Origin of the sequence: Telluribacter humicola (assembly GCF_017355935.1) — a bacterium.
Classification (GTDB): domain Bacteria; phylum Bacteroidota; class Bacteroidia; order Cytophagales; family Spirosomataceae; genus Telluribacter; species Telluribacter humicola.
The window spans coordinates 2,389,243-2,402,643 of the sequence record NZ_JAFIQT010000001.1 but is presented as its reverse complement, the minus strand read 5'-3'; the positions used below and the strand labels follow the sequence as shown (position 1 = coordinate 2,402,643).

Sequence of the window (13,401 nt, the reverse complement as noted above, 5' to 3'; positions counted from 1 at the left end):
TATCCGGCTCATGACTCTACTATTGTACCCGGGCCCAACAGGCTGGGGTAAGGAGGTACTTTGACTAAATCAAAAGAAACCGAAAGCAGGGAAAGTCCTACTCTACCAAAGCAAAACTGGCGGTTGGGAGTTGCCTGACTTCATCTACCTATCTGTCGCGCAACAATCCAGATACTCCATTAATTTATAGAATACATAACGGCAAGTCCTCAACTTTCTAAAAATTGCGTATGAAGATTGCAAAATGGACCCGCACCATTTTTATGGTATCCGGAGGAATCTTTTTTCTCCTTGTTACTTACGGCATGTACAGCCTTGATCAAAAAATAGCTTATGTTCAGCAGCACAGCCCCTTGGTAAAGATGCCCATCATCGGCAGGTATAACGGGTTGGGTACTGTGCGCATGCCTAACGAAATATATGTCTGGCACGAAGGGAAAAAGTATACCGTAACCAGCCCCAACCGGCACTTCAGGAGAACAGCCAAAGCAGACAGCATTGCGGTGCATTTCAATGCGGAACAGAATATAGCAGTACTGCCGGATATTAATGTCACAGATCCCTATTTCCTGTATGCGGTTCTGGCAGGGATAGGAATATACATGATCATACATGCTTTGGTGGAGTTAAGGAAAACGGCTTAACCCTTCTCCCCCGCTCCACTGAGTAACTGAACCATCAGAAACCTGTAAGTAAATCCTGCTTAATACATTCTTATAGTGCTATCTAACTGCATATACTATGGATGTACAAGCAGCACCCGCTTTTCTGTTGAGAGCAGGCGAAGGGAAAAAACTATATTTTGGTGGCGCAGAGCTTTCGGTCATTGCTTCACCTGAACAAACCAACGAACTGCTTGAAATAGTAGAGGTATATGCATCAGGTACCTTCACCTTCCCGGCCCACCTGCACCGACACACCCACAAGGGCATTTATGTATTGTCGGGAGAATTGCTGCTTTCTTTCAAAGACAAGACCTACCACCTCAAAAAGGGCGACTACGGACATATACCCCGTGGCGTTGCGCATACCTACCGCACCATTGAACCTAACACCCGGCTGCTATGCCTGACGGGGCCTGGTGGAGTGGTTTCGTTGTATACCCAGCTATCCATTAACCAGTCATTCCAAATGGAGCCCCTCTACGAGGTACCTGATCAAGTGGACTTTGAACTGGTGGAGAGCTTCACGCCGGCCCAACACATACAGGAAGTGGAGAATATGGACCGCCCCGATGGTACCAAGCCGTACGTGATCCGAAATGGAGGCGGCGAACACTTCGTTGTGGAAGACCAGTTGTTTAGCTTTCTGGCCCGGCAGAACAACACGGATGGTCAGTTTCTGGTGCTGATGACGGATGGTCCTAAGGGCAACGCCATTATCCAGCACTACCACAAGCGGCACACCGAATGCTTCTACTGTCTGGAAGGCAGCATGACCATGTGGAACGAAGGGCAGGCCGTAGCTCTCAATCCCAGAGACTTCCTGCATATACCGGCTAATACCAAACATACCTACCGACTGGATAGCCCCAACACCAAATTTATTGGTTTTCTGACTCCCGGTCTGTTCGAGCCTTTTTTTGATGCGCTGGGGACTCCCTACTATTCGCACCAGGTACCCACCAAGCCCGGACCTGCACGCATTGACCGGGTACTCAAAAACTATGACAAGCTGGATCTGTATTTTGTGTCTCCGCCACCCGATGGTTCCATGCATCCCATTCAGGCCGCTATGGTATCATTCTCGTTCTGGTTATCCGGCAAGCTCACTGCCAAGAAATAGGGTAAGTATTAGAAGGAGGATGACCTTTCACTGATGCTGCCTTAGTCAGATGCTTTTGTCCTAGTGTCAATAGTGACCAGTCGCCCGTGACTGTACAGTAGCACTTCATACTGGACATAAACCTCTCGTCAAATCATTGATTTACGAAAGAGTATTGCCTGGTATCTTTACCTGCCAGAACTGCTACTCTATATAGTTCATGTTATCTGAGATATACGTACCCAAAACCCAACTGGCCGAAGCCGTAGATTGCATCTATATCAACTGGGCTGAAAGCTTTGAGACCCGTAGCTGGGCTATGCCACTGCTACATCAGGAGGTGTTTTTTAATCTGGGTGACGTTTTTGATGTCAGTGATCCGATGAGTAGCGATACCTCGCAGAGGGATTCGTGGGTGAGTGGCATATATACAAGGCCTCTGCGCGTACTAACCCAGGGGAAGCACCTGACGGTAGGTATCCTGTTTAAGCCCTGGGGCTTGTATCAGACCTTCGGGATCAACGCGCAGGACCTGTCCAACTATTCTATTGACACCCGCACTATCCTCAATAATTCGCTGGAATCATTCGTCAGAGAGAATGCCCAGAAGCTTCCGCCCCGGGAGTTGCTGTCCAGCCTGGAGAGGTACCTACTCCCCTCCTACCAGGCGAAGCCAGTCAAAAGGCAGGTACTGCAACAGGTCGAGCAATTAGACCTAACCGGATTTGAGAAAGGTAAGATGAGGCAACTGGCCCACGGACTCGGCCTGTCGTCCAAGACTCTGATTGACTACTTCAATACCACCATCGGCATCAGCCCGGTTAAGTACTTTCATCTGAGGGTGGTGAATCGGGCGCTCCGACAGATCAGGCTACACCCAACTAAAAGCCTGACGGAAATAGGGCTGGAACTGGGTTTCTACGACCAGGCTCACTTTATCCGGGTCTTCCGATCTTTCTGTGGCATGTCGCCCCGCGAGTACCGGAAGAGCTTACAGGTACTCGCGTAAATTTTGTACAATTTCTTCCTTTACAGACCTTCCATCTTTACGGTGCACTAACACTAAAAAGGAAGAGTATGAGAAAGGTAATCCTCTACATCGCCACCAGCCTGGATGGCTACATTGCCCAACCCAACGATGATCTGAGTTTTCTGGCGCGGGTACAACAACCGGATGAAGACTACGGCTACGCCGACTTCATCACCAGCGTAGATACCGTGATCATGGGCCGTAAGACCTACGACTGGGTTATGAACAAGGTACCGGAGTTCCCGCACGCGGACAAAGCCGCCTATATCATCACCCGCACCAAACGTCCCTCCCTCGGTAATACCACCTTCTATACCGGCCCACTCAAAGACCTGGTACTGCGCCTGAAAGGGGAAGAGGGCAAGCATATATTCTGTGACGGGGGCGCCGAAGTGGTCAACGAACTACTAATGGACGGACTCATTGACGAGCTGATTATTTCCATCGTCCCTACGCTGGTCGGCAGTGGTACACGGTTATTCAAAGATGGCAGACCCGAGCAGAAGTTTGAGCTGGTTTCAGCAAAGGCCTTTGATACAGGGCTTACACAGCTCCATTACAGACTGGAGATAGTAGACTAAGTTTGTTATAAATAGGAGCCTGTTCATTCCAAAGGGGGATTATAACCCTTCATGGCTCATTTCAGACTGTCCATACAATCTGGCTAAGGCCAGGGTAGTAGTTAGTAGTATACTTGAAGGCTAAATTAACTTTAAACCCTATGTCTAAGACTACTATTACTACCCGCCTTACCGAAACGTATAACGTTATCTATCCCTTTGCATCGGCCGGAATGGCCTTTGCCGGCACCTCACCCGACCTGGCTATTGCCGTATGCAAGGCCGGCGGTATCGGCGCCATTGCTATGGGACCGCTGCCCGCCGAAGCAGTCCGGTTTCTGATTCGTGAGGTAAAAAAAGCAACGGATCGCCCCTTTCATGTCAACTTCATTACGTTCCTGACCGACGAGGAAAAGATTCAGGTGTGCGTAGAAGAGCAGGTACCGATTGTCTCCTTTCACTGGGGACATCCTCCCAAGGAGTACATTGACAGGCTGCATGAAGCTCATATAAAAGTATGGGAGCAGGTTGGTTCGGTAGCGGACGCCCGCAAAGCGGTCGAGGATGGTATTGACCTGATCATAGCGCAGGGCGCCGAAGCGGGAGGTCATAACTACGGCACCTTGCCTACCTTCGTGCTGGTACCTGAGGTAGTGGAAGCCGTCAAACCCACACCGGTACTGGCAGCTGGTGGTATCACCACGGGCAGGCAGGTAGCGGCGGCCCTCTGTCTGGGTGCCGTAGGCGTATGGGTAGGTACGCGTCTGTTAGCCAGCCATGAGGCATTTATCCACCCTGATTACAAAAGCCGCCTGACCGAAGCCACCGGCATCGACACCTGCCTGACCTCCATCTTCGGGCCGGAAATGGTTGACTTCAATCCGATGCGCGTCCTGAAAAACAGCGTTGTCACGGAGTTCCAGGGCAGGGAGCATCTGGTACCTGCTACTACAGAAAACGAACCTGTGATTGGCAAAACCTCACTATTCGGACAGGAGCAGACGCTGAAACGATTCTCCAGCTTTGTACCTATGCCAACCACCGAAGGTGACCTGGAAGAAATGGCACTCCTGGCTGGACAGGGCGTAGGGCTGGTGCAGGATATTCAACCAGTTGAGAGCATCATCACAACCATGATGGAGGAAGCCGCCCAGACTATTTCCTCTGTTGCGGTAAAGTAAGTCTGACTAGCGTTGAGTCGAAATATATATTCTTATAAATACTAAAAAAGAAGGGACCCACTTTGGGGTCCCTTCTTAGTGGAAAACAGATGTGTGGCTTATGGTATTAGCGTCTTCCTACCCGGCCTGACCGATCGTCATAGCTGTCAACTGTAATACGGCGCGACAGCGTTTCGAGGTCATACATGAGGTCACGGGTTTCGCGGTTGTTGAGCCTGCCGTTGGCGAGGTACTGGCGCTCGCGCTGCTGAATACGCTGGTACTCGTTAAGCATGCGCATAGCTTCGGTTGTGCTGATCATTTCTCTGTCGAGGCCGCGGGCAATCTTGGTACGTACTTCCTGGTCCAGTTGCTGGATCTGAGCTATGGCCTGACGATCACTGGGCAGGGTACGGTTAGATCTGGCATTCATGCTTTGGGCAGAGACACCCAGGCTGGCAACTACGTACAGGGCGAATAGAATAAGGGTCTTTTTCATGGCTAACAGATGTAGTGGCTAATAGATGCTTTGTGTTTTGTTGGTTAGAGGACTATCAGCCGCAATGGTTTAATGGCTATTCTGAACATAGTAGCTCAACAGAAGAAGTCATAGACATAGAAGCTTGTGTATCAGACGTATCTGCCCTTAAATTTTTTATAGAAATTTTTAAAGTAAACAGTGTCCAGAACTCAGGCTTCCCTAACAACACCACCAACGCCAGCCAAATACGCCCTGCCCTCATCCTGCTACCATTTGATAAAAATACTTCTGGATGCCGATGAGAGGATATAGATAATGGCTACTTTTGGTTGAAACCTATAACACAGAATCCACCCTAATTTGGGGCAATTTTCTTTCCGACACATCATCCTTTCACTTCCACTATAACATACGACTATGCAGGTAGGTACCATAGAATCTCTTTGGCGTTTCCCGGTCAAATCATTTCAGGGTGAGCAACTGGATCAGGTAGAGTTAGATAAAAATGGGGTACTGGGCGACCGGGCCTATGCCCTCGTCGAGAAAGAAAGCGGAAAGGTCGTGACGGCGAAAAGCGTGCGGCAATTTCCGGACCTGCTGATGTGCAAAGCTCGCTTTGTAAGCCCGCCGCAACCCGGGCAGGAGATTCCTCCCGTAGAGATTACCCTGCCCAATGGTACTCAATTACGAAGCGATTTGTCCGAGGTAGACCAGGTGCTTTCGGAATATTTTGGTAAGGCTGTTACGCTGGCCCGTATGGCTCCTGAAGACTATACAATAGATCAGTATCACCCGGATGTGGAACATCTAAATCCGTTCGGTCAGCGCGATACTTATGTGGAGCAGAAGCTGGGTTGGGCTCTGTTCAACGAAATGGGAGCCCCTTCGCCCGTGTCGGCCGGTTCTTTCATGGATGTATTTCCGGCCTCGGTCATGACTACCTCTACCCTCTCCCGCCTGCAGGAACTACGCCCGGAGACCCGGTTTGACGAGAGAAGGTTCCGGATGAATATCATCATAAAAACCACTGAAAGCGGCTTTATAGAAAACGATTGGTTGGACAAGTCCATCACCATACAGAACAACGTCAGACTCATGGTCACCATGCCCGACCCGCGCTGTGTCATGACTACCCTCGCTCAGGAGGGATTACCAAAAGATACGCATGTACTAAAAACCCTGGTTGACCATAACCGGTTACCCATTATGGGAGAAGGATTATATCCCTGCGCCGGTGTGTATGCCATTATTCTGAAAGAGGGGGTAGTACGGGTCAATGATACTGTGGAGATCGGCTAAAATTATAACCACTCCCTACTTTATCAGGTATCCAACTGCTTACCCACGATCAACACCGGTAGATGGTTTACTTGAGAGTTAATAAAGTACATTACCTTAAATTATATTCGATGGAGCTGCAAGCAGTCACTACCTCATTTGGCAAGTACTTTGGACAGATTACCTGGGTGGTTCCGGATATACAGGCCACAGAAAACCACTTTCGTACTATACTGGGCATATCGCATTTTGTAAGGCTGGAAAATCTACAATCGGAAGACCTTGAAGGTACCTATCGTGGTAAGACGGACAATCATGTTTTTCACCTGTCTATGGCTTATTCGGGTGAGTCTGTGATCGAGTTGATTCAGCCAGTGTCCGGGCCAAGTATATTTCGGGAGTACCTGGATAAACATCCTCAGGGCGGGGTTCAGCATGTGGCTTTTATTGTTCCTGATAGCCAACTGGAAGAGGCCATCTCTGAATTCAAGGACAAAGGCTATTCCAAAGTACAGAGTCTTACTCTTCCCTTCGCTCGTGTCGCCTACTTTGATACCAGCAAAGAACTGGGAGTAATGACTGAGATCATTGGCGTGACGGAGGCAGGGATTGATTTTGTGGAGCAACTGAGAAGCGAATCGGCCTGATCTAATACAGGTAAGTATCATTCACATATAGCTAGTCTGAGCTTAACACTACCGACCTTAATTTGTTATAAAGGCAACAAGGGCCTTTACTGATCAACTGGTACATCTATATGCCGAAAAACGCCTTCAACTATACCCTGGACTTTACTACTACCGATTTCAGGCAGCACCCGGAGTTGTATCGAATAGGCGTGGGTGAACAGGGAGTACTGATGGTGCAGCCGTATAAGTCGGAGATACTCCCCTACTGGAAGTTCAGGACCGAGGAGGTGGCCCGGGAGTCGGCCCTGAAAATCTATGAACTCTTTGAACAGTACCTCAAAGATAATGACTTTGTAGGGGCTGATATGGCCCGTAAGTACCTGCAGATGGGTTTTACGAGAGCCCGGCGCTACGCCAACCATAAAAGTGGCCGCAAGTACAGCATCGGTGAAGAGGACAAAACCGATGGCCTGGAGTATCCTTACTCTTCAGGTAGTAAGAACAAAGGCAATCCCTTGCTGAAACAGGAAGAAGATGCCCTTACCAATGAGAAGGCAAGAGCCGCGGAAGTATTCAAGACTTATTGGTTTAAAGCTAAAGATCATCCTGACTACCAAAAACAAAAAGCGGAGTTCAGGAAGAAATACTACAAGTAGTACTCTCAACTCCGTTAATACCGCAGTACCGCCTACTAGTCATTTATCACTGGCGAAGCGAACGATCCCTCCTACTCCTTCCATACTATTCTATATACCAACATCAACATACTGCTTAAGGATTGCATCCGCCGGGTGCTGTACATCCTCCTGCTTACTCATATTCATTTGTACGACAAGGGCAGCTCCGCCAACCACTCTGGCTTTACCGGTTACCTCTTCAGCAGGTCAGTATAGTTAGTATCAATCCTGGTGCACCCCGATCAGGTACCTGCTTCTTTTAAGAGTCATAAAGTGACATCATAAATAGGCTTAATGCTGACAATGCCAGATGTAACTTTTTGTACACTAGCCAATTACGCAGTTATCATTGTTTCTTCATACGACAACTACCTCGTTTTCAACGTTCTTCACCCATTTACGTAATATACCGTCTGCTCATTTTTTTGTATACTTCTGTTACCTTTTTGTTAACTTATTTGATGAATGTAATTCAATACCAAGGACTTTAATCATCAAATTCATCACTATGCACCATACTAAAGCTTACATCAATTTACACCATACTGTCAGTAGATATCCATGCTTTAAGCAGTAGGAAGCAGACTGAGTAGCTAACATTTTTTTCTTACACCCCAACATGTAAAGTCCTATGGAAAAAACTTTAAATTCAACGAACGCGGTCTCTCACACGGTCTCAATTAATCCTGGAAGAGTTGTGAAGTATCTGGTACTGGCTATAGCCCTTCTCCTGATAGCCAATATCATTAACATCATTGCGCAGAACTCTCCTTTTTATGACACCCTGCCGGTAAGGATTCTCAATAAGTACTTTGATTTCAATGGTGAAAATAACTTTCCTGCGTTCTTCTCCACGCTATTAATGCTTTCAGCAAGTCTGATTTTGTACTTCATTTATAAGCAGACACAACTCATCAACCATTACGGTAAAGAGAAAAAGCAATGGCTCATTCTAAGCGTAATTTTCTTCTTTCTTGCTCTGGACGAAAATCTACAAATCCATGAAGCTTCTTCTAATCAAGTAAGACCTTTTATCACCAATGATTTCGCGGGTCTGCTTCACTGGGCCTGGATCATTCCCTACTTTATGCTCTTTTTAGCAGTTGCGGCTTACATGTTCCGGTTTGTTATATCTCTGCCAGTGATCACCAGAAACTTATTCTTCCTGTCAGCCGCATTATTCGTGGAAGGCGCGGCTGGTCTTGAGATGTTTGAGGGGTACTTTTATAAAATGTACAGCATTGACCATTTTTATAATCAGTTGCTGTACTGCCTTGAAGAGTTGATGGAAATGGCGGGTGTAACCACCTTTATTTACGCACTGCTTCACTATCTCAATACTTACGTGGCCCCGAGTTATACAAAGAATACCACTAAGCTAGAGAAGCAATTAGCTTGAATACACGATATCAACGCCTGCACCGGTAGGTAAAGCCTACGGTGTAAGATTAGGTATAGCCAGCTCTTCCGGGCTTATGAGTCAAAACCAAACGTGATGCTGCACCTGGGGCATACGTTTGGTTTTTGCTATAATAGCCCTGTCCGAAAATTATTCAACTTTAATGAGGTAAACCATACAACTAGCTGGACTACAACTCTATTTAGTATTCTCAATCTTCCACAAACCTCACTACATTAACTTCCCAGCAGCCTGAAAGACTTCGGGCTATCTACCTAGGCGTTTAGGAGTAAAACTTCGTGTTTTATTCACTGATTATGTCGCAATCCACCCGCAAAGTGGCTCTTTTACACCCTATCAATCAGCGACGTAACTCCTACATTTGTATATACTTAATCCTTGACTTAACTACTATGCAAAAGATTACAACATTTCTGACCTTTAACGACCAGGCAGAGGAAGCGGTAAACCTGTACACCTTCCTGTTCAAAAATTCTAATATCACGAAGACCATTCGCTATGGAGAAGGTGGCCACTTGCCAGAAGGGACTGTTATGTCTATCATTTTCCAGCTGGAAGGGCAAGGGTTTATGGCACTAAACGGCGGGCCTTACTTCAGCTTTTCAAATGGTACATCGCTCTTTGTACACTGTGACACACAGCAGGAAGTAGATGAACTGTGGGACAAGCTGTCGTATGGGGGAGAAAAGGGCCGGTGCGGCTGGCTCAAAGATAAATTTGGGATGTCATGGCAAATCATACCGGCAGCTCTGGGTAAGTACTTACATAGCGAAGACGCAGAAAAGGCAAAAAGAGCTATGAATGCTATGATGCAGATGGGTAAGATCGATATTGAAGCCATATCCCTTGCTTATCATGGACAGGAAATGTACCAGCCTTAACTGGTATCAGGCTAGTACATACAAAAAAGCACAAAGTTTGACTTTGTGCTTTTTTGTAATCTATATTGAATATTGTCAGAGATTTAATCGTATTCCTCCGGATATATTCGGGCTGATGAACAGGGGCCTGGGAAGTACTTCGGCATAAGCTCCCCCTTCCAGAAAGACCGACAGGCGGCCATCGGGGAGATAGTACTCGAGACCTCCAATACCGGAGCCACCCAATGAAATGGTATTCTCATAACCTCCACTCAGGCGGTTGGGATAGTACCGACGGCTGTTGACTTGTCCCCCAAAACCATAGTAGATGTGTACTAGTTCGGAGTTGAGCAGGGGGTAATGCCACAGGTAATGAGCCTGTACCGAAAGTCCGGCGTTTCGGTAGAATCCCTGGCGGTAGTCCCGGTTATTACCTACGATGCCTCCGTAAGTACCTATAGTGACGTCAAAGGCATTGATATTATTGAAGTACTTACGTATGTTCAGTCCCGTAGGTTCGCCCAGCTTGAATCCAACGGCCCAGTTGTCATACTGAGCGTGTGCCAGGTTGATAATAAATAGGCCTATGAGGGTAAATAATACTTTTTTCATGATCTGTTTGGTTCAGTACTGTTTACACTAAGACATTCATTCCTCACTTCACCACTACGCCACTACCGTATTCTGCTGGTATTTTTTGAGTGCGCCTACCACGGCCACATTTTCATCGTTGGTACCTACTGTAATACGCAGGCATCCGTCACATAATATAACACGTGACCGGTCGCGCACAATGATCTTTTCGCTCAGCAGGTAATCCATCACAGACCTGGCCTCTTCAAACTGCACCAACAGGAAGTTAGCATCCGACGGATAGATCTTCTTTACTAACGAAAGATCGTTCAGCATCGCATGCAGGTTATCGCGTTCCCGCATGATATCCGCTACCATCTGGTTCTTGGCCTCTTCTTCGTTCAGCGCATTCAGAAGTAGCTGTTGGGTAGGTCCACTGATATTATAGGGCGGCTTGATCTTATTCAGGATCCTGATCAGTTCTTCCGAAGCAAAGCACATTCCCAGTCGCAGCGAAGCCAGTCCCCAGGCTTTGGAGAACGTCTGCAATACTACAAGATTTGGGTATTGATCCAGTTGCTGCGTCCATGATTCGGTATCAGCAAAATCTATGTAGGCTTCATCGACTACTACCAGCCCATCAAACTGCTCAAGTAGTGTCTGAATAGCTAATGCCTGAACCAGGTTACCGGAGGGATTATTGGGCGAACATACCCATATGATCTTAGTATCAGGTGTAATGGCCGCCAGTACCGCATCGGTATCTATCTGGAAGTCGGGAGTCAGAGGTACTTTGATCAGGGGTACATCATTGATAGAAGCACTTACCTCGTACATACCGTAGGTAGGTGGCATTATCAGAATGGAGTCCTTACCTGGTGTACAGGTAGCCCGTACCAGCAGGTCAATGGGTTCGTCGCTTCCGTTGCCCAGAAATATCTGACTTTGCCTCACTCCTTTGATGGGAGCCAGCTTCTCCTTGATCGCCGACTGATACGGATCAGGATAGCGGTTATATGCGTCCTGTACTACCGAACCATACGGATTTTCATTAGCATCCAGAAATATTCCCTCTTTGCCCGTATACTCATCCCGAGCGGACGAATAGGGTGTGAGGGTCTGAATATGTGGTCTGATGATAGTACTGAGGCTAAACTTGTTATTCATAGATACACAAACGTTCGTCAATAGTGAAGGGCTCTATGCCAACTATTTTAACTGATTTCATATCCTCGTGTAGGGGATTAATGATATAGTTGTATTCCAAAGGTACAACAACCGAGGGTACTTTCAGAAGAAGTGACTTATTTTCATCCAGCCACCGGTTGCCGGCATCTTCGGTCCAGGAGCGCTGACTGGGCCAGTCTGCTGGTAAGTCTTCCAACTGGCGGTAGGTCACTTCGTCGGGCACGTGTATCACTACCATCACATAGTCACTGGGCGGAGGTGTTTCTTCCAGATGTACCAGTTTTTCTAATAACGCCAGCGACCGGCACGAGGCGGAGTAGAGGGCATGCCTGCCCTCGGTATTCCAGCGCCCTCCGCTCTTAAATGCTTCCGTTCCCGTCAGGTCATCCCGGTGACGATACCGTGTAATTCTGTATAGCTCCATAGGCTGCAATTGCGGCCATTGGTGCTACTACATTTCGTCCAGAGCCTTCAGCCTGATACTCACGGCTCGCTTATGAGCGTGCAGTGATTCGGCCTCCGCCATGGCTTCTACGGTAGGTCCAATGGCACGGATACCTTCTTGAGTGATATGTTGTACCGTTATTTTCTTTACAAAACTATCCAGCGATACGCCACTGTACGCTCTTGCAAACCCGTTGGTTGGCAAGGTATGGTTGGTACCGGAGGCATAGTCCCCGCATGACTCGGGTGTATAGTGACCTAAAAAAATCGAACCCGCATTGATCACGCGCTCTGATACCTCCTCCGCATTCCTGATGCTCAGGATCAGGTGCTCGGCAGCGTACTCATTAAGCAGATCAATGGCTTCATCCTCATTGTCAACCAGGATGGCTTTGCTGTTTTCGATGGCCTTACGGGCTATGTCACGGCGTGGCAGCTCCTCAAGCTGGGTAGTCAGCGCCATATTCACGCAGTTGACGAGCTTCTTGCTGGTAGTTACCAGTAGTACCTGGCTATCGGTACCATGCTCGGCCTGTGACAGGAGATCAGCCGCGACAAAAGCGGGTTGGGCAGTATCGTCGGCATACACAGCCACTTCGGACGGACCGGCCGGCATATCGATGGCTACGCCCTCCTTACTGACCAGCATCTTGGCCGCCACTACGTACTGGTTGCCCGGTCCAAATATCTTATATACTCTGGGTACAGACTCGGTACCATATGCCATGGCGGCAATGGCCTGAGCCCCTCCAATCTGGAAAGCTTTGGTCACACCTACCAGCTTGGCCGCGTACAAGATAGCCGGATGGTCACTGGGGGTACATAGTACGATATCACGGCAACCAGCCAGCTGAGCCGGTATACCCAGCATCAGTACTGTACTGAACAGCGGAGCCGTTCCTCCCGGAATATAGATACCTACCTTCTCGATTCCGACGCTGCGTCGCCAGCAGGTAACGCCCGGCATGGTTTCAACCTTTTCGATGGGTTGGTACTGGGCCTCGTGGAAACGGCGAATGTTGCTGTATGCTTGCTGAATAGCCCCTTTCAGCGTATCATCCAGCCTGGCTTCGGCCTGATCGAATGCCTCGGGAGCAAACGCCAGATCCTGTAACTCTACCTTATCAAACTTTTGAGCCAGTTCACGAAGGGCGGCATCACCCTTTTCCTTAACCTGCTGCAGTATAGGCTCTACTACTTTTTCGATATTACCCGATTCGTGTTCGGGGCGAGCCAGTAACTCCGGCCACTGGCTGCGTTCAGGAAAACTTATGATTTTCATACTCTGAAATACTAATGGTTAGGAATAACAGATCCTCTCAAGGATCTCATCCAAA

At 48.0% G+C, this 13,401-nt stretch carries 15 protein-coding genes; 10 read left to right on the top strand and 5 right to left on the bottom strand.

Annotation, left to right across the window (positions count from 1 at the left end; translation table 11 throughout):
• Positions 1–230: 230 nt before the first annotated feature.
• From JUB14_RS10275 to JUB14_RS10255, 5 genes are all read left to right on the top strand, one after another.
• A complete protein-coding gene (locus JUB14_RS10275; protein WP_207505764.1) occupies positions 231–644 on the top strand; it encodes a hypothetical protein in 414 nt (137 codons plus the stop codon).
• A 97-nt stretch (positions 645–741) separates the two neighbouring features.
• Positions 742–1,785 (top strand): cupin domain-containing protein, encoded by a 1,044-nt coding sequence (locus tag JUB14_RS10270; RefSeq protein ID WP_207505763.1) that lies wholly within the window; start codon positions 742–744, stop codon positions 1,783–1,785.
• Positions 1,786–1,984: 199 nt separating this feature from the next.
• Entirely contained in the window at positions 1,985–2,773 is a 789-nt protein-coding gene (locus tag JUB14_RS10265; protein WP_207505762.1) for a helix-turn-helix domain-containing protein, read from the top strand.
• A 68-nt stretch (positions 2,774–2,841) separates the two neighbouring features.
• The gene (locus JUB14_RS10260; protein WP_207505761.1) at positions 2,842–3,375 is read left to right on the top strand and encodes a dihydrofolate reductase family protein; all 534 of its coding nucleotides are present in this window, start codon (positions 2,842–2,844) and stop codon (positions 3,373–3,375) included.
• 140 nt (positions 3,376–3,515) lie between these two features.
• On the top strand, positions 3,516–4,535 hold the full coding sequence (locus JUB14_RS10255; protein WP_207505760.1) for an NAD(P)H-dependent flavin oxidoreductase: 1,020 nt from the start codon (positions 3,516–3,518) through the stop codon (positions 4,533–4,535).
• Between the two features lie 106 nt (positions 4,536–4,641).
• On the opposite strand, the gene JUB14_RS10250 is transcribed toward JUB14_RS10255, so the two are convergent.
• On the bottom strand, positions 4,642–5,013 hold the full coding sequence (locus JUB14_RS10250) for a hypothetical protein (protein WP_207505759.1): 372 nt from the start codon (positions 5,011–5,013) through the stop codon (positions 4,642–4,644).
• A gap of 399 nt (positions 5,014–5,412) precedes the next feature.
• Between JUB14_RS10250 and JUB14_RS10245 the strand changes: the two genes are divergently transcribed.
• From JUB14_RS10245 to JUB14_RS10225, 5 genes are all read left to right on the top strand, one after another.
• On the top strand, positions 5,413–6,294 hold the full coding sequence (locus tag JUB14_RS10245; RefSeq protein ID WP_207505758.1) for an MOSC domain-containing protein: 882 nt from the start codon (positions 5,413–5,415) through the stop codon (positions 6,292–6,294).
• 110 nt (positions 6,295–6,404) lie between these two features.
• Complete coding sequence (locus JUB14_RS10240) at positions 6,405–6,920, top strand: VOC family protein (protein WP_207505757.1); 516 nt, start codon at positions 6,405–6,407, stop codon at positions 6,918–6,920.
• 110 nt (positions 6,921–7,030) lie between these two features.
• Positions 7,031–7,558: a DUF4385 domain-containing protein gene (locus JUB14_RS10235; RefSeq protein ID WP_207505756.1), complete on the top strand. Its 528-nt coding sequence runs from the start codon at positions 7,031–7,033 to the stop codon at positions 7,556–7,558.
• A gap of 652 nt (positions 7,559–8,210) precedes the next feature.
• Positions 8,211–8,978 (top strand): DUF8692 domain-containing protein, encoded by a 768-nt coding sequence (locus JUB14_RS10230; RefSeq protein ID WP_229367618.1) that lies wholly within the window; start codon positions 8,211–8,213, stop codon positions 8,976–8,978.
• Between the two features lie 413 nt (positions 8,979–9,391).
• Positions 9,392–9,880, top strand: a complete 489-nt coding sequence (locus JUB14_RS10225) for a VOC family protein (protein WP_207505755.1) — start codon at positions 9,392–9,394, stop codon at positions 9,878–9,880.
• Positions 9,881–9,955: 75 nt separating this feature from the next.
• On the opposite strand, the gene JUB14_RS10220 is transcribed toward JUB14_RS10225, so the two are convergent.
• Genes JUB14_RS10220 through hisD form a run of 4 tightly spaced genes read right to left on the bottom strand, consistent with a single transcriptional unit; the run spans position 9,956 to position 13,346 of the window.
• Positions 9,956–10,471: a hypothetical protein gene (locus tag JUB14_RS10220; protein WP_207505754.1), complete on the bottom strand. Its 516-nt coding sequence runs from the start codon at positions 10,469–10,471 to the stop codon at positions 9,956–9,958.
• A 54-nt stretch (positions 10,472–10,525) separates the two neighbouring features.
• Positions 10,526–11,599 (bottom strand): histidinol-phosphate transaminase, encoded by a 1,074-nt coding sequence (gene hisC, locus JUB14_RS10215; RefSeq protein WP_207505753.1) that lies wholly within the window; start codon positions 11,597–11,599, stop codon positions 10,526–10,528.
• The gene (locus JUB14_RS10210) at positions 11,592–12,044 is read right to left on the bottom strand and encodes an RES family NAD+ phosphorylase (protein WP_207505752.1); all 453 of its coding nucleotides are present in this window, start codon (positions 12,042–12,044) and stop codon (positions 11,592–11,594) included. The genes hisC and JUB14_RS10210 overlap by 8 nt, the downstream gene beginning before the upstream one ends.
• Positions 12,045–12,071: 27 nt before the next feature.
• Positions 12,072–13,346, bottom strand: coding sequence for a histidinol dehydrogenase (hisD, locus tag JUB14_RS10205; protein ID WP_207505751.1), 1,275 nt, complete (start codon positions 13,344–13,346; stop codon positions 12,072–12,074).
• Positions 13,347–13,401: the final 55 nt, after the last annotated feature.